The sequence below is a fragment of the Brevibacterium marinum genome (genome assembly GCF_011927955.1).
Classification (GTDB): domain Bacteria; phylum Actinomycetota; class Actinomycetes; order Actinomycetales; family Brevibacteriaceae; genus Brevibacterium; species Brevibacterium marinum.
This window is the reverse complement of the sequence record NZ_JAATJN010000001.1, coordinates 1,351,133-1,368,398: the sequence shown is the minus strand read 5'-3', so window position 1 is coordinate 1,368,398 and position 17,266 is coordinate 1,351,133. Positions and strand designations below refer to the sequence as shown.

General features: G+C 63.7%; 14 protein-coding genes. All 14 read right to left on the bottom strand.

The window, feature by feature from the left end:
- Nucleotides 1-579: 579 nt before the first annotated feature.
- On the bottom strand, nt 580-975 hold the full coding sequence (locus BKA07_RS05920) for a universal stress protein (RefSeq protein ID WP_167950077.1): 396 nt from the start codon (nt 973-975) through the stop codon (nt 580-582).
- 53 nt (nt 976-1,028) lie between these two features.
- The gene (locus BKA07_RS05915; protein WP_167950076.1) at nt 1,029-2,456 is read right to left on the bottom strand and encodes an amino acid permease; all 1,428 of its coding nucleotides are present in this window, start codon (nt 2,454-2,456) and stop codon (nt 1,029-1,031) included.
- A 40-nt stretch (nt 2,457-2,496) separates the two neighbouring features.
- Nucleotides 2,497-3,207, bottom strand: coding sequence for a type 1 glutamine amidotransferase (locus BKA07_RS05910; protein WP_167950075.1), 711 nt, complete (start codon nt 3,205-3,207; stop codon nt 2,497-2,499).
- Nucleotides 3,204-4,301, bottom strand: coding sequence for a dipeptidase (locus BKA07_RS05905; RefSeq protein ID WP_245161858.1), 1,098 nt, complete (start codon nt 4,299-4,301; stop codon nt 3,204-3,206). The genes BKA07_RS05910 and BKA07_RS05905 overlap by 4 nt, the downstream gene beginning before the upstream one ends.
- An 82-nt stretch (nt 4,302-4,383) precedes the next feature.
- Nucleotides 4,384-5,535, bottom strand: a complete 1,152-nt coding sequence (locus BKA07_RS05900) for a DUF819 family protein (RefSeq protein ID WP_167950074.1) — start codon at nt 5,533-5,535, stop codon at nt 4,384-4,386.
- 199 nt (nt 5,536-5,734) lie between these two features.
- Entirely contained in the window at nt 5,735-6,049 is a 315-nt protein-coding gene (locus BKA07_RS05895) for a DUF3870 domain-containing protein (RefSeq protein ID WP_167950073.1), read from the bottom strand.
- 81 nt (nt 6,050-6,130) lie between these two features.
- Nucleotides 6,131-6,931, bottom strand: a complete 801-nt coding sequence (locus BKA07_RS05890; RefSeq protein ID WP_167950072.1) for a serine hydrolase — start codon at nt 6,929-6,931, stop codon at nt 6,131-6,133.
- Between the two features lie 142 nt (nt 6,932-7,073).
- Entirely contained in the window at nt 7,074-8,276 is a 1,203-nt protein-coding gene (locus tag BKA07_RS05885) for a S66 peptidase family protein (protein ID WP_167950071.1), read from the bottom strand.
- Nucleotides 8,269-9,921, bottom strand: coding sequence for an ATP-binding cassette domain-containing protein (locus BKA07_RS05880; RefSeq protein ID WP_167950070.1), 1,653 nt, complete (start codon nt 9,919-9,921; stop codon nt 8,269-8,271). Before BKA07_RS05880 ends, BKA07_RS05885 begins: the two co-directional genes overlap by 8 nt.
- Entirely contained in the window at nt 9,921-10,883 is a 963-nt protein-coding gene (locus tag BKA07_RS05875) for an ABC transporter permease (protein ID WP_245161857.1), read from the bottom strand. The genes BKA07_RS05880 and BKA07_RS05875 overlap by 1 nt, the downstream gene beginning before the upstream one ends.
- A complete protein-coding gene (locus BKA07_RS05870; RefSeq protein ID WP_167950069.1) occupies nt 10,883-11,956 on the bottom strand; it encodes an ABC transporter permease subunit in 1,074 nt (357 codons plus the stop codon). Before BKA07_RS05870 ends, BKA07_RS05875 begins: the two co-directional genes overlap by 1 nt.
- Before the next feature lie 95 nt (nt 11,957-12,051).
- A complete protein-coding gene (locus BKA07_RS05865; RefSeq protein ID WP_167950068.1) occupies nt 12,052-13,872 on the bottom strand; it encodes an ABC transporter substrate-binding protein in 1,821 nt (606 codons plus the stop codon).
- Nucleotides 13,873-14,104: 232 nt separating this feature from the next.
- On the bottom strand, nt 14,105-16,177 hold the full coding sequence (locus BKA07_RS05860; protein ID WP_167950067.1) for a TRAP transporter fused permease subunit: 2,073 nt from the start codon (nt 16,175-16,177) through the stop codon (nt 14,105-14,107).
- Complete coding sequence (locus BKA07_RS05855; RefSeq protein ID WP_167950066.1) at nt 16,174-17,157, bottom strand: TAXI family TRAP transporter solute-binding subunit; 984 nt, start codon at nt 17,155-17,157, stop codon at nt 16,174-16,176. Before BKA07_RS05855 ends, BKA07_RS05860 begins: the two co-directional genes overlap by 4 nt.
- Between the last annotated feature and the right edge of the window lie 109 nt (nt 17,158-17,266).

Here is a 17,266-nt window from a genome sequence, read left to right as displayed (position 1 = left end):
TCAACTGCCGCGTTGTCCACCTTTACTTCATTTTACTCCGAGCACTGACTGCACGTCTATAGTTTTGTTCGAATTGCTTAAGATCGCAATCCAACTGTTCGATGTGATTCGATTTGTTCAAGATTGACAGTGTTGACCGGGATAGGTTGATGTCACTGGCGACGACGTTCTCGAGTGTCGAGTGACCGCAGGCAGCACGAGTCCGACGCCGAGCAACACGAGACCGACCCCGGACAGCGCGCGAAGTCGCCCCCGGACAACACGAGACCGACCCCCGACAGCGCGCGAAGTCGATCCCGGACAGCAAGAGCCCGTCCCCAGACAGCGCAGACTGCCCCAGACAACACAAGGCCCGCCCCCAGGCAGCACAAGGCCCGTCCGCGAACAAGATGCGAACAAGATGCGGAAAAATGAAGCCGACCGCAGGCGACTGTCATCGACTGCGATCGGCAGAGATGGGTCGAGAAGCCATGCCTCGCCCCGCTTCAGCGGTTTCGTAAAGGCTCAATAACGACCTAGCCGGGCTCGATGACGACCCGGCCGGGCACGGGGGCGACCACACCGCCCACAAGGCTCGGCTCAGTGGCTGGACTTCACACAGAGGACCGGGCATACGGCCTCGAGGATCACCCGTTGGATCGTCGATCCGAGGAGGAACTTCCCGACCGGGGTCCGCTTCCTGGTGCCGAGCACGATCAGCTCAGCCCCCACCTCGGCGGCGGCATCGAGGATCTGCTCTGCGGGATCGTACTCACTGCCCCGCATCAGCACCTGCGACTGCACACCTGACCTCGACAGATAGTCCTCAACAGACTTGATCTCTCCTTCGCCGAGGCGGTAGGCGTCGCTGCGATCGGCCGATCGGGAGGCATTGACGACGACGAGGCTCAGATCGTCCTTCTTCGCCTCGACGATTCCCCGGTCGAGCGCCGCATGGCCTGCTGGGTTGTTGACGTAGCCGACGACGATGGTCATTTTTCACCTTCACTTGTTGAGCGGATTGACAAGGGGTGCGCTGAAGCCGACGTTCACGAGAGCTCCTCGGGATTGCGGAACTTGGTGCTCGCACCCTTGACCGAACGGTTCCAGAACCAGGTGATCACCCAGAGGACGACGCCGATGCCGATGAGCGCGACCGCGATCTGATACTGGATGAGTTCGTCGAGGCGAGCCCAGGGCCCGACGAGGAAGGCGCAGGTGAACAGGCCGATCCAGGGCAGATAGGTCGGGGCCTTGAAGTGCTCGTGCTCGACGGGCTTCTTCCGCAGGACCAGCACCGCGACGTTGACGACCGCGAACACGGCGAGCAGCAGCAGGGAGGTCGTGCCGCCCAAGGACGCGGTCACCGTATCCGGCAGCAGAGTGGTCACCGCAATGATGAGCACGAAGGCGATGAGAGTGGTGAAGACGATCGACACCCACGGCGAACGACGGCCCTTGAGGACCTTCCCGAAGACGGGCGGCAGCACATTCTGCTTGGACATTCCGTACAGCAGACGGCTGGCCATGAGCATGTTGATGAGCGCGGAGTTCGCGACGGCGAACATCGTCATGAACGGGAAGATCAGATCGATCGGGACCCCCGGGGCTCCGGCCCTGACGACCTCCAGCAACGGCGTTTCACTCTCGGAGAGTTTGCCGATCGGCACGGCCGCCACAGCGACGAGGGAGACGAGCACATAGATCACTCCGGTGATCGACAAGCCGGTGAGCATGATCTTCGGGAAGACTTTCGGATCCTTCGTCTCCTCGACCATGTTCACCGAGTCCTCGAAGCCGACCATCGAGAAGAACGCCAGCGATGTTGCACCCGTGATCGCTAGGAACACTCCCTTGTCGTCTGCCGTCTCGAAGATCATCACCCGCGAGAAGTCGGCGCTGCCCGCGCCCAGTGCGAAGCAGCCGACCACGATGACGAGCAGCAGGCCGCTCAGCTCGATCAGCGTGAGCACGACGTTGAACCACACGCTCTCACCGACGCCGCGCAGGTTGATGGCCGCGACGACCGCGAGGAAGCCCAGCGCGATCCACATGATCCCTGTGCCGGACAGGTCCCACCCGAAGCCGGCGACCATATTGGCCGCGAAGACATTCGACGCCGTCGACGCCGAGGTGATTCCCGAGCTGAGAACGGCGAAGGCGACGAGGAAGGTCACGAAGTGGACCCCGAAGGCCTTGTGCGTATACAGCGCGGCACCTGCCGCGTTCGGATACTTCGTAACGAGTTCCATGTAGGAGAACGCCGTCACCAGCGCAACGGCGAAGGCCAGGATGACCGGCGCCCAGCCGGCACCGCCGACCTGCCCGGCGACCTCGCCCGTCAGTGCGTAGACACCCGTGCCCAGGATGTCGCCGACGATGAAGAGAAGCAGGAGTTTCGGCCCCATGACCCGTTTGAGGGTCTCCGGCTGCCCTGCCCCCGCACTCGCCTCAGTGGTGCTGTCGCTGTGACTCACTATGGTTCCTCCATGTTCAACCGTGATCGCCGCCTCGCGATCACGCGCGTCTGTTCCGGACCACGTCGAAGAAGGCGGTCAGCAGTGCTTTCGCGTCCCGCTGACTGTCCTCACCGTGCTCGGCGGCCCGTTCCAACAGGGTCTCCTTATTAAAACCCAATTCTCGCAGTTTTTCCGCGTCCCAGTTGCGAATGTTGTGTCCCGTCGACTCGGGGTGGAACTGCGTCCCCCACGCATTGCCGATTCGGAACGCCTGAAACCGGCAGGCCGTGCTCGTCGCCAGCAGGGTCGCCTCCGGCGGAAGCTCGACGATCCGGTCGACGTGGCTCTCGACGAAGGCGGCAGTGTCGCCGATGGCCGAGAACACCGGATCCTGCGCTGCCGCCTGGGTCATGTCGATCCAGGTGTGTCCCTTCTCCGGCGCACCCGTCCGCGCCCGCACGTCACCGCCGTTGACGTGGGCGATGAGCTGCCCGCCCAAGCAGATCCCGAACTGGGGCAGGTCGGACTCCAGCGCCTGCCGCGACAGGGCCGCTTCCGCTTCGAGCCAGGGTGCCCTGTCGGTCTCGTCGGGCATGTACCCGCCGCCGAGCATGATCAGCCCGTCGTAGGCGCTCAGTGCACTCGGCTCGGGAAGTCGGGACACTCCGCCGATGCGCAGATCGAACTCGATGTTCTCGCCGATCATCCACTGTGTGAGTAGTCCTGGCTGGGATTCGATGTGATTGACGATGACGAGCAGCCTGGTCATGCCGATGCCCCCGCCGAGGTGGCTGTCCCCGCCGTACTCGACGACGCAGCCGTGTCCGCCGTTCCCGCCGAGGTCCCCAGGAATCGCGTGTACGCATCCTCGTGCGCTTCGAGCACCCGCATCGCATTGTCGAATCCGAGCTTGCGCAGATCCTCATCCGACCAGCCGCGGGCGGCCAACTCCTCGAACAGCGCAGGGTACTGACCGGCGTCGCCGAGGCCGGTCGGCAGCTCATCGACACCGCAGATGTCCCCGCCGAGGCCGATGTGGTCGATTCCGATCCTCTCGCGTACGTAATCGCAGTGGTCGGCGACATCGGTCATGCTCACCTTGGGGGCGGTGCCGTGCTCCCCGGCGTCGACCCATTCGCGGCGAGCGTTCGAGACGAAGGAGGGCACGAAGGTCATCATCGCCACTCCCCCATTGCCGGGCACCCGGTCGAGGACGTCATCGGGGATGTTGCGCGGATGCGGGTTGAGTCCGAAGGCGCAGGAGTGGCTGAAGATCACGGGCAGGCTCGAGATGTCCAGGGACTGGTGCATGACGCTCGGCGCGACGTGGGAGAGGTCGACGATCATGCCGATCCGGTTCATCTCGGCCACGACCTCGCGTCCGAAATCGCTGAGCCCGCCGTGCTGCGGTTCGTCCGTCGCCGAGTCCGCCCAGGAGTGCGTCGTCGACCAGGTCAGGGTCATGTATCTCGCTCCGGCTCGAGCATAGGAGCGAAGCACGGCCAGTGATTCGTCGATCTGCTGCCCGCCTTCGACTCCCATGAGCGAGGCCACCTTTCCGGCTTCCCGGGCTGCGACCACTTCTGCGGCGGTACGGGCGTATCGGAGCCGTTCCGGGTAGGTCGTGATGACGCGCTGCACGGCGTCGATCTGCTCCCAGGTGGCCTTGATCGCCTCGGTGCCGGTGATCGAGGAATGGACGTAGACCGACCAGTACTGGGCCGCGACGCCGCCCTCGCGCAGCTGATCCATGGTCGTGAACGGCGAGATGCTGGGGTCGTTGAGCCCGGCAACGCTGTAGTCACGTTCCTCCCGCAGGTACCAGGCGAGGTCGTTGTGTCCGTCGAAGACGTCGTAGGTCATGAGAGTGCTCCTTGAGTTCGAGTGATGACTGATCGCAGGTCTGTGGTGTGACCGGTGCTCTCCGGAATCGGATTCACAGTCATCATCCGATCCCCGACATCAGCTGCGCCGCCCACAGCCCCAGGAAGGTTCCTGAGAAGGTTCCGATGAGCGCGAAGAGCACTCCCACCGGAACCAGCTGCCGGTTGAAGGCTCCAGCGACCACCGGCGCCGAGGCGATCCCACCGATGTTCGCGGTGCTGGCCACGGCGATGCTGAACAGTTCGGTCTTCGTCAGCTTTGCATAGACGAGCATGATGACGATGTGGACGAGGAGCACGATCACACCGGTGACCAGGTAGAGCGGAGCCTCGGCCAGGGAGGTGAAGTCCGACCCGGAGGCGATGACGCCGATGATGAGATAGAGCATGATGGTCGCGAGTTCGCTCGATCCCGCGGCCCTCCCCCACCTCGTCGAGCCGATGATGAGACCGAGGATGCTCACGATGAGGATCGTCCACGCCGAGGCGTTGATGACTGCCCCCACCTCCGGCAGAAGCTCACCCACCTGGGTGGCCAGAGCAGAGACGAGCAGGGCGAAGCCCAGCAGACCGATGATCGAGGACAGCGTCATCGGCTGCTCCTCCTCATCCGTGACCCGGTCGGCGAAGTCGAACTTCGAGGCATCGGCCCTGGTCCACCGGTTGAACTTGTCGGAGATCGCCACCGAGGAGAAGACGAGGAGCAGCCAGAACGAATAGAGCACAGTGTCGACGATGAGCACATAGCCGAAGATGTCCTCGGGAGCCTCGACGATGTCCTGGACCGCGACCATGTTCGCCGAGCCGCCGGTCCAGGAGGCGTTGAGCGCTCCGAGCCCCTTCCAGGCTTCGGGGGCCAGGGCCGAATGCACGATCAGATAGGCCACGAGGAAGCCGATCACGATGCTCGCCGCCGTCACCACGAAGGTCAGCAGCAGCTTCGGTCCGAGGCGGATGATCTGGCGCACATCACATTTGAACAGCAGAAGCAGGATCATCGCCGGCAGCAGGGCGTCCTGCAGCCCATCGCCGACTCCGTCGACCGCGTCATGGTCGAACAGACCCACGGTGTTGAGCAGGGCCGCCACGATGTAGAGGAAGACGAACCCGGGTACATACTTGAAGACCTTGAATTTCCCGCTGCGTCCGGCGACGACGAGAACCGCCGAAATCGCCAGCAGCAGGCTGATGAAAAGAAAACCGTTCGTGATCACAAACGACACTCCCTCTTTGGATAGGACCGCGCCCCGAACCGGCGGTCCGCCCGGAGGCTGACCACCCCGTCCGGATTCCCCGAAGGACGAGCCCCGGCACTGAGGATTGCCCGTGCGGAGCGCGGTGAAGCCATGTGTGGTTGTCGATTGGATCCGGTCGGGTGAGGACTCGGGCAATCTTCGTGGTCGAGGAGGCGTCTCAGCCGGAGATGGAGAGCTCTTGGTACTTCTTCGCCGCGTTGTTGACCGCGGCGATGAGTGCCTTCTGTGAGGACCCGTGGTATCTGGCCGTGATCGCCTCCGTGAGCCGACCGGTGTCCATGATGTCCGCGCCGGTGAACAGGTTCCTGATGAACTTCCTTGTCAGGGCCAACGTCGCCGAGCAGTCGACATCGAGGATTCGATGTGTGTCCGCCTCGATCTCGAAGGCGATGAAGAACAGCCCGTACTGCGACATGATCGGATTGTTCGACGGTGCCTTCGCTTCGCCGGTGAGGTAGATCGAAGAGGTCATAGTCCATCAAGAATACTCGAGAATCGGGGGCGAGGCGTGCGTGCGCGCGCGGCCGTCTCGAGTTTGCGGGCTGATGGAGCTTCAGAGGAATCGGTGGATCACCTCCCCTGCTTCGCGCATGATCGGCATGACCTCGACGACACGGTCCGTGCCCGGCTCCCAGTTCGCGAACACGGCGTAGGCGACTCGTCGTGTCGGCGTCATCGCGATTCCGGCGTCGGCCCGGATGGTCCCGTTCGTTCCCGTCTTGTTCCAGACCCACACATCGCGCTGGTAGTTGTAGTGGGCCAGCGGGTCGAGGTCGAACGCCGAGGCGACCATCGAGGTGTCCGCTCCGGCTCCCAACCAGCGGCGGAAGATCTCGTTCGTCGACTCGTCCCAGAACTCGTCCTTCGCGTGCCGGGCCATGAAGTCGCTGAACTCCGCGGCGGTGCCCGTCGACAGGGTGCGCGGTGCCTTGGCCGGTCGGGGCCAGCGGAGGAAGTCGTGGAGCCCGGAATTCCTGTACCCCAGATCCTCGACTTGGCGGGCGACGCTGTCGAGGCCGACGCGGCGGATGAGCACATTGGTCGCGAAGTTGTCACTGAACGCCCCGACGAGTACGGCCACGTCGTAGACGCTCAGATCGTCCTGCTCCATGAGGTACCAGATGCCGGACTCGTCGACACGCTCCGAGGGTCTGCGGAACAGACGCTCCTGCAGGTTGAGGTTTCCGTTGACGTGCATCTGCAGGGCAGTGTGCAGCAGGAACACCTTGCCCATGCTGGCGGTGTCGAGTTCATCGTCTTCATTGTGGGCGAACACGCGTTCGCCGCTGTCGACGTCGTAGGCCAGGGCGCTGAAGCGCACACCCGGCAGTCGGTCGAAATCCACTTCACCCATGGTCGGCACCTGCCCTCGTGTTCGGTACCCTCCGCATGCTCGGCATCTTCTCCATGTTCGGCACCTTCTCTCTGCTCGAGTTCACATTCATCGCTGAGCTATTCTTCGCCGTCGACCGGTTCAAGTCTCACACCTCACTCTCTCATTCCACCCACATCCGAGGTCGTCCGTTGGCAGGAGCCTCGAGCGTGACGTCGACTCCCAGCGGGGTGCTCGGCGCGTCCGGGTCGTGCCCGAAGCCCATCTCGGACACAACGGGAATGCCTGCCTCACCCAGGTAGTCCATGAACAGCTCCTCGACCTCGTCGACCTGGGCGCAGTCCTGCCAGGATCCCAGCACCACCGCGTCCGCCGAGGCGAACCACCCACCACGCACCAGCTGGACGAGCAGATTGTCGAGGCGGTAGAGCTCCTCGTCAACGTCCTCGAGCATGAGGATCGAAGGTCCGTATCGCTCACGGTCCTCCCGCACTCCGGCCAACTCCGGGCTTCCGATCGCTGCCGCGACCAAGCTGAGGTTGCCCCCGCCGAGGCGGCCCTTCGCCGTCCCCGGTACCAAGGTCCGCGCCCGGCTGAGCGGACCAGACGCTGCCGCCGACGCACCCGCGTGCCCCGTCGCCCCCGCTCGAGTGGTCGCCCCATCTTGCGTGATCGCCCCCGCTTGAGTGGACGTTTTGGACTGGTCTCCCGGCGAATCTTCGGACCATTTCGACCACCTAAGCCTGCCTGCCGCGGCGCTGGAGCCTGTGCAATGCGCAGTGTCGGCGGGGAACCCGAGTTCGCGGCCTCCCCAGGGTTCGAACAGCCAGGTGGCCACCTCGGCGGGGACGACCGTGGAGTTCTTGAACGGATCATTGCCGACCATGGGGCAGAACAGAGTCGCCACCGACAGGTGGTGATGCCAAGCTTGGTGCAGCGCCGTGATGTCCGAGGAGCCGGTGAGCAGTTTGGGCCGTCCGTCGGCTCGCAGCGCATGCCTGCGCATGAGAGCGAAGTCGATTCCGTCGAGCAGACGCATCGCCCCGAATCCGCCACGCAGAGCGATGACCGCCGAGGTGTCCGGATCGCACCAGGCGTCGACGAGGTCGTGCCTGCGCTGCTCGTCGGTGCCCGCCAGGTAGTTCACGTGCGGGTGGCGAGCGCGAACGTTGTCACCGACGACGACCCGCAGCCGCCAGGATTCGAGCTGTGCGATCGCCCGCTGGAGAGACTTCTCGTCGGTGGGCTCCGAGGGCGCGATGAGGCGGACTGTGTCCCCGGCCTGCAGCGGTGCGGTGTCGAGGTACGGGGTGACGCCTGCGAACGTGTTCGCAGCGCCCGAGCCATATGAGGTGGGGCTATCCATTCGTGACCAGACTCTGACTTCCCAGTCGGGGAACTGCTGCGAGGAGTTCCTGCGTGTATGCATGCTGCGGGTCGGCCAGCACTGTGTCGACGTCACCGTACTCGACGATCTCACCCTTCTTCATCACGGCCACAGTATCGGCGATGTTCCAGGCCAGACCGAGGTCGTGGGTGATGATGAGCGCGCTCATGCCCAGGTTCTTCTTCAGAGCGAGGAACAGGGACAGGATCTCTCCGCGCACCGAGGCGTCGAGGGAGGCGACCGGCTCATCGGCGATGAGGACCCGTGGGTTGAGGGCCAGGGCGCCCGCGATCACGACTCTCTGTCGCTGACCGCCGGAGAGCTCCTGGGGAATCGACTCGAGGTAGTCGTGCGGTGTCAGCTCGGCGGCTTCGAGGGCTCCGATGACCCGCGCGTATTCGTCATCGGTGATCTTCTGCACGCGCAGCCCTTCGACGACCGCCTCGTAGACGCTGCGCTTCGGGTTGAGCGAGCCCGAGGGGTCCTGGAGGATCATCTGCACCTGTCGACGGAATGTCCGCAGGGCCTTCGCCTTCGTCGGCAGCGCCTTGCCTGCGAATTCCACCTGGGAGCCCGGATCCACCGCCTGCAGGCCGAGCAGAGACCTGGCCAGGGTCGTCTTTCCCGATCCGGACTGGCCGACGACTGCGAGGATCTCCGCTTCGTGCAGTGCCAGGTCGACATCGCGGACGGCCCGCTCCCTCCCCTGCCGGGTGTCGAAGGAGACACTGAGGTTCTTGGCTTCGATGACCACCTCGTCGGTCATCTCATACGGCTGCGCCCGGCGCACCTCGGCGGGCTTGAGGGTCCGCGGATTCATTCGTGACTCAGCGTCCCCGATCTGCGGGAACGCCCCTGCCAGCTGCTTCGTGTAGTCCTCGGTCGGGTCCAAACAGACCTGGTCGCTGGGACCGTATTCGACGAGCTTGCCGTGGCGCATGATCGCGAGGTTCGCGCATACGGCTGAAAGCACCGCGAGGTCGTGGCTGATCATGAGCAGGGAGATGCCGCGTTCGGCGACGAGGCGTGCGAGGCCGGACAGGATCTGCTTCTGCACGATGACGTCGAGGGCGGTGGTCGGCTCGTCGGCGATGATGATGTCCGGTTCGCAGGCCAGGGCCATGGCGATCATGATCCGCTGCTTCTGCCCACCGGAGAGCTCATGCGGATACGACACAGCCTTGCCGGGGTCGAGGTCGACCTCCTCGAGCAGTTCGAACATCCGGTCGCGTCGTGTGGCCGGTGTCGTCCAAGTGTCCTTCGCATGGTGTTCGAGGGCCTCGATGATCTGCCGGCCGACTTCGCGGACGGGATTGAGCGAGTGCAGGGCACCCTGGAAGACGATCGAGGCCTGAGCCCACCGCACCGCACGGATCTGACCGAAGCTCAGCTCCTTGATGTCCTTCCCGCCGAGGCGGACCTCCCCCTCGACGAGAGCGGACTTCGGCAGCAGGCGCAATGCCGACATGATCAGTGTGGACTTGCCCGAACCCGATTCTCCGGCGATGCCCAGCGTGGCTCCGGCGGGCAGTTCGAGACTGATGTCGCTGACTGCGACGACATCTCCTCGAGTCGAGGAGGATCGGTAGGTGATCGAGACCTTGTCGAAGCTCAGGTCGGTCATCAGCGGCTCCTCAGGGCTGGGTTGATGATGGCTTCGAACGCGCGGCCGACCATCGTGAAGGCGAGCACCACGAGCAGGATCGCGATGCCGGGTGTGAGAACGTACCACCAGTAGCCGGAGGTCGCGGCGGAGATGTCCATCGAGTTCTTGAGGATCGTTCCCCAGGACTCCTTGCTCGTATCCCCCAACCCCAGGAAGGACAGGGTGGATTCGGCGATGATCGCGCTGCCGACGGTCAGGGTCGTGTTGGCCAGCACCAGCGGCATCACGGCGGGCAGCATGTGCTTGAACAGGATATGCCGATGTCCGGCGCCGAGGATGCGCGCCCTTTCGATGTAGAGCCGGGATTCGACGCTCAGAGCCTGAGACCGCACGATGCGCGCCGTCGTCGCCCAGGAGGTGAGGCCGATGGCGATGACGATCGTGAAGACGCCGCGTTCGAGGACGGAGGAGAGGACGATCGCGAGCAGCAGGGAGGGCAGGACGATGAAGAAGTCGATGATGCGCATCACGACTGCACCGAACAGCCCTTTGAAGTGTCCGGCCGCCAGTCCCATGACGGTGCCGATGACCATCGACATGACCGTCGCCGCGACCCCGACGAGGATCGATACTCGCGCACCCCAGAGGATCCGGATCCAGAGTTCACGGCCGAGGTCGTCGGTGCCCAACGGGTGGGCGAGGCTCGGCGGTGCGTAGCGCGGCGCGTCGAGCTGTTTCGTCACGTCGAGCATCGAAGCGGGTGCGATTAGCGGGGCGAAGACCGCGATGAGGATGAAGAAGACGAGCAGGATCGCGCCGACCATCGCGGGGATGTCGGAGCGGAACAGGGACCAATTCCTCTTGGCATTGCTCAGCCTGCGTTCGCGGACGAGCTTCGCGCCGTCGATGGGTGCGTTCGCCTCGGCGCGGGTGGCGTCTGACGATGACGGCGTGGACCGAGTCGGGTTCGAATCGCTCATCATGCCCTCCTGACTCGTGGATCCAGAAACCGGTAGACGATGTCCGCCGCCAAGTTCATGACGATGATGATGGCAGAGAACACGACGAACGTGCCCTGCAGCAGCGGCAGGTCGGGTCCGCTGATCGCTTCGAAGGTGAGCTTGCCCAGGCCCGGCCAGGAGAACACCGCTTCGACGGTGACCGCGCCGGCGATGAGTCCGCCGAGGTGCATGAAGACGACCGTGACCGTGGGCAGCAGCGCATTGGGCACCGCGTGCTTGCGACGCACCTCGTCCTCGGTCAGCCCCTTGGCGCGTGCGGTCGTGAGATAGTCCTCACTCATCTCTTCCACGAGCGAGGCGCGCATGACCATGAGGAACTGTGCGTAGACGACGGCGACCATGGTGATGACGGGCAGGATGAGGTGTGTGATCACGTCGATGATGCCGGCGAAGGACCACGGGTCGAGCCCGGGGGTGATCATGCCGCCGGTGGGCAGCCACTGCAGGGTGCCGCCGAAGATCATGAGCAGGATGAGGCCCAGCCAGAAGGTCGGCACCGACCAGAACACGAGCGAGGTCGAGGACGCGAGCTTGTCGAAGGGCGAATTGCGGCGCCAGGCAGAGAGCTGGCCCAGCCACAGGCCCAGGGTGATCGCGATGACGGCCGCGGTGGCCGTGAGCAGAAGCGTCGGACCCAGATAGTCGACGATGAGCTCGGAGACGGGCTTGCGATAGACGTAGCTCTCACCCAGTTCGCCGGTGAAGATGCCGACCAGATAGTCCCAGAACTGGACGACCAGCGGGTCGTCGAGGCCGTACTGACTGCGCAGTTCGGCGATCTGGGCCGGGCTCATGCGGCGTTCCTGGGCGATCTTGAGCACGGGGTCGCCGGGGAGCATGCGGAACGCGAAGAAGCCGAGCACGATGACCAGGATCATCGAGGTCAGGGCTCCGCCGAGTTTGCGCAGAAGGTAGCCGAGGAACGACCCGCCCTTCGACGGTTCGTCCGTGTCGCGGCCGCCCCCGGCGCCGGAGCTGTCGGGTTCGGGGCCGCCCGCCGGGGTTGGCGGATCGTGGGTCGGTATCGTCACTGGACAACTCCTGGTCTCGCTGAGGAAGCACGTGGTGCAGGGATCATCGTCGGCGAGCGTCGAGCTCACGAGGCTCGCCGACGATCAGCCTGGAACTATTCGCGATCGTCGGACTTCTTGCGACGACTGATCAGGAAGCCGCCCCCGCCGATGACCACGATGGCCGCGGCGGCGATTCCGATCCAGCCGCCGGCACCCATGCCGCCGCCTCCGGAGGCGTCGGCCGCGCTGGCGGGTTCGACCGAAGAGTAGCCCCAGTAGCCGACCTGGTTGGCGATGATTCCGCCATCGGTCGGCTGCTTGGTGAAGCCGGTGAACCGATCCGAGCGGAAAGCCTCAAGCTGATTCTGATACCACAGCGTGATCGAAGCCGTGTCTTCGTAGTGCAGGGCCAGCGCCTGGTGGACGAGCTCGGCGCGCTTGTTCTCGTCGAGCTCGACGTGCTGCTGCTGGTAGAGCTTGTCGAACTCCTCGCTGCAGTAGCCGTCCTGCGAGGTGCCGCCGCTGCCTTCGGCATCGGGGCGCGAGCCACACGTGTTGATGAAGAGCTGGTAGTCGGGATCCGGGCTGAGCGACCAGCCGGAGAAGTACATGTCGTAGTCGCCTTTGGTCGAACGTTCCGAGACGGTGTCGACATCGCTGGCCTCGTTCTTGAGCTCGATGCCGATGTCCTTCATCCACGGCTTGACGAACTTCGCCGTGTTCTGCTCAACCGTCGCATCCGCATCGGTGAGGAAACGCAGTGAGAGCTTCTCCCCGTCCTTCTCGCGAATGCCGTCCGAACCTTCCTTCCAGCCGGCTTCGTCGAGAAGCTTCTTCGCCCTCTCGACATCGAACCCGGTGATCACAGGATCGTCCTCGGGCAGCGCCCACTTCTCATACACCGACGGCACGAAGCTCGTGGCCGGCTGGGCGTAGTCCTGCATGACCTGTTCGCGCAGGGTGTCGATGTCGATGCCGGCACGAATGGCCTGCCGGACCTTCTTGTCCTTCAGCGCCGCATGACCGGTGCCGAATTCCTCACCGTCGGCATCGGCCAGACCCGAGTTGATCGAGATGCCGCTGAACCGGCGGCCGTTGCCCACATTGGTCTCGACACCGTCTGCGTCTTCGATCGCCTTGAACTGCTCGGGTGTCAGCCCTGTGATGAAATCGACCTCACCGGAGCGTATGGCTTGGACCTGCGCGTCGGAGTTCGTGTAGTAGCGGTACTGGATCTTGTCGAGAGTGGGTTCGCCCCGCCAGAAGTTCGGATTGGACTTGAGCGTGACGGACTTGTTCGCCTCGTAGCTCTCGAGCTGGAACGGTCCCGAGCCGACGGTGTTCTCTTCGTTCTTGAACTCTCCCGGCTTGTCGATCTTCGACCAGACGTGTTTCGGCACGACAGGGATCTCCTGGCCGGGATTGTTCGCCTGCGGCTCCTTCAGCGTGATGACCACGGTGGACTCATCAGGTGCCTCGACCTTGGCGAAGTTCTCCACGAGCCCGCCGTTGGCGACGGAGAGTTCGTCCTTTTCCATCATCTGGTTATACGTCCATGCCACGTCCTCGGATGTCAGCGGTTCCCCGTCGGACCACTTCATCTCGGGGCGGATCTTGTACGTCCAGCGTTTGCCGCCCTCCTCCGTGTTCCATTCGGTGGCGAGACCCTCGATCACATCACCGGTCTCGGCACTGTTGGCGACGAGGTTCTCATACATGTATTTGAACGTATTCGTCGGCATCAGGTAGAACGAGGTGAACGGATTGAACGAGTCGATGAAATCGTCCGTGGCGATCCGCATCACCGACGGGTCCTCGGCCTCTTCGGTCGCGGCCTGGGCGGGAGCGGCTGCGATGGAGCCGACAAGAGCCATTGCCGCAAGACCGGCAAAGCCCGTGACCAGCCGTCTGCGCAGCTTTCCTTGCGTGAACATCATTGTCCTTCGAATCGGCGTGAACATGAACTTATCGGCACTCAAGCTTCACCGGTGCGCACACACCTGGCTGTGAGAATTCGCTGTGCTCCCTGTCACTTTACGGCTGATCGTTGTTGTTGATGCCACAGCATCTCACAATGTCGCACAAGGTGTGCTGTGAGAACCGCACAATCGGCTCGGTCGGCCCCTCGTGCACAGAGTCGAATTCGCACCGAGAGCCGGGCCGTTCTCAGACTCTCTGGGTCGCGAGTCGGGCCGCGATCTGCTCCGAAGTGATCGCCTTCCGCAGCTTCTGTTCGATGGCGATGATGACCAGGACCACCAGCCCTGCCACCGAGATCCACAGGCTCGGATAGACCAAGGCGATTCCGCCGACGAAGAGCAGCACCCTTTCGACCACGTTCGCTGCCCCGAAGAAATAGCCCGCCAGTCCCGCGGCGACGCCGACCATGCCCAAGATCAGTGTCACGAGAGCGATCAGCATGTCCTGCCAGGTTCCCTGCAGCAGCAGAGCCGGCTGCAGAATGAAGACATAGGGGATGAGGAACCCGGCGATGGCGATTCGCACCGCGGTCACTCCTGCTCGCATCGGGTTCGCTCCTGCGATGCCCGCGCCGGCGTAGGCCGCCAGGCAGACAGGGGGCGTGATGTCGGCGAGGATGCCGAAGAAGAACACGAACATGTGCGCAGCGATGAGCGGGACGTCGAAGTTGTTGTACAGGATCGGTGCCGCGACAGTTGCTGTCACAACGTAGTTCGCAGTCGTCGGAAGCCCCATGCCGAGCACCAGGCAGGCGATCATCACCATGAACAGCACGATGAAGAAGTTCCCGCCGGCCAAGTTGACGAGGCCCTTGCCCAGCTGACCGCCCAGCCCTGTCACTGTGACGGTGCCGGCGACGATCCCGGCCGTGGCACACGCTGCGATGACCGGCAGAGCAGTCCTCGCCCCCGAGATGAGAAGGTCGATGAACGCCCGCGGCGTGAGGCGGGTGAGCTTGCGCAGGAAGCTGAGGACGAAACCGGTGCCGATTCCGAACAGGGCCGCACGGATCGGCGACATGCCGGACAGCAGCGTGAGGACGATGACGACAAGCGGCAGCAGCAGGTCGAGCCGTTTGAGCAGTTCGACACCGTTGGGCAGGCTGCTCTTCGCCATTCCCAGGATTCCGCTCGTCTTCGATTCGAAGTGGATGGAGAGGAATGCTCCCAGGAAGTAGAGGACAGCGGGGATGATCGCGATGACGATGAGCCCGTTGTATTCGAGGTCGGGCACGTTCTGGGCCATGATGAACGCCGCAGCGCCCATGATCGGTGGCATGACCTGACCGCCGGTCGACGCCGTGGCCTCTGTCGCGGCGGCGAAGTGAGGTTTGAAGCCGGCCTTCTTCATCAGAGGAATGGTGAATGAGCCAGAGGCGACCGTGTTCGCCACCGAGGACCCCGAGACCATTCCCTGGAGGCCCGAGGCGACCACAGCCGCCTTCGCCGGGCCGCCGGTGAACCTGCCTGTGAGCCTGAAGGCGAGGTCGTTGAAGAACTGCCCGATGTTCGTGTGCACGAGCAGCACCGCGAAGAACAGGAACAGGAAGATGAAGTTCGCCGACACTTGGATCGGTGTTCCGAAGATGCCGGTGCCGTTCGACAGGAACATATTCGTGGCGAAATCGTCGATGCTCAGTCCCGAGTGTCTGAAGACGGGGCTGTAGTTGCCGAAGAGGCCGTAGAGGATCGCGACGCCTGCGATGATGACGATCGGAAGACCGACGCATCGGCGTGTGGCTTCGAGGATGAGGAGCACGCCGAGTATGGCCACCGCGTAGTCGAAGTCGGAGTATCCGAGGATCTGCACCGAATTGCTCACCAGGCGCGTGTAGTCGAAGAAGATGTAGAGATTGCAGAACAGGCCTGCCGACCCGAGGACGACGTCGTACCAGGGGACCCCCTTGCCACGACCGATGAGGATGTCGGCGACGCGGTTTCCGCCGGTCGGCGCGTCGAGCAGCTTCTTGCTGGCCGGATAGAGGAAGAAGATCAGGGCCGTTGCCCCCGCAAGATGCAGGGACGAGTGCATCCACGTGTTGAATGGACGCTCCAGCGCGGCGTAGAGGTGGTAGAGGGTGAAGACGACCGAGATGCCGCCGATCACCCACACCCACCATCCGAGATTCGTGCGAAAGCGGCTCGAAGTGTCGACGTTCCGAAGGATCTCGGCGGAGGCCCGCTCCGCCGCTGCAGTCTGCTCGGCGACCGCCCCGGCCGACGACGATGATGGCCGAGGCGGCGTCGGGTCGTCACTCACGGCAGGTCAATGCCCTCTTCGTCGTAGTACTTCTTTGCACCGGGGTGCATCGGCACCTCGCCGATTCCCAGCATGGCCGTATCCTTGGTGATCGATTTCCCGACATCGAGGGTGACATCACCGGTGTGCTCGAACAGAGCCTTGGTCAGTCCGTAGGCGGTGTCCTCACTGACCTGGTCCGTGGACGCGACCAGCGATGCGAAGACGGACACTGTGGGCACATCCTCGTCGAGGAAGTCATAGGCATCCGTGGAGATGTCATAGGACTCGGCGCCGGTGTTCTCTTCGATCGCCGAAGTCGTCTTCTCGTCGAGGCCGAGCAGTTTGACGTCGGTCGTCGCCGCCAGCTGGGTCAGGCCGGCGACCGGAGTGCCGACGACGAATATCGTGGCGTCGATCTGTTTGTCAGCGAGCATATCGGTCGATGCCCCGAAGTCGGTGATCTCCGGGGTGTAGTCGGATTCGGCGATGCCGGCCGCATCGAGGATCGCGTCCGAGATCGCGCGGGTGCCCGATCCGGCATCCCCGACAGCGACCTTCTTGCCCTTGAGATCCTTGACGGACTCGATCCCCGAGTCTTCGCGCACGATGATGTGCGCTGCTTCGGGATACATCGAGGCGATCCACGCGACGTTGTCGATCTTCGTGCCGTCCAGGTCCTCGAGCTCACCCTTGACGGCATTGTTCGCGGTGTCGCTCTGAGTGAAGCCCAGCTGCCACTCACCCTGGTAGATCTTGCCGAGGTTCTCGGCCGAGGCACCGGATTCCACATAGTTGACGGTGACCCCGTCGACGTTCTCCTCGAAGATGGTGGCGAGTTCTCCGCCGAGGGGGTAGTACGTTCCGGAGGTGCCGCCGGTTCCGAGGGTCAGGTCCTCCGTGGTCTCACCTCCTCCGCCGGATCCGCCCCCGGATCCACAGGCGGAGAGGCTGAGTGCAAGTGCGGCGACGGCCGCTGCGGTCATGCGTCGGATACTCATGATTTCCTCTTCATCGTCGAGTCGATGCGTCCAGCTGCTTTGCTGTTCGCTCGGTTCCTTCACGTCGAGGCTATGCGGTGAGAGTCGCCCTTCGTGCTCTCACGCCGAT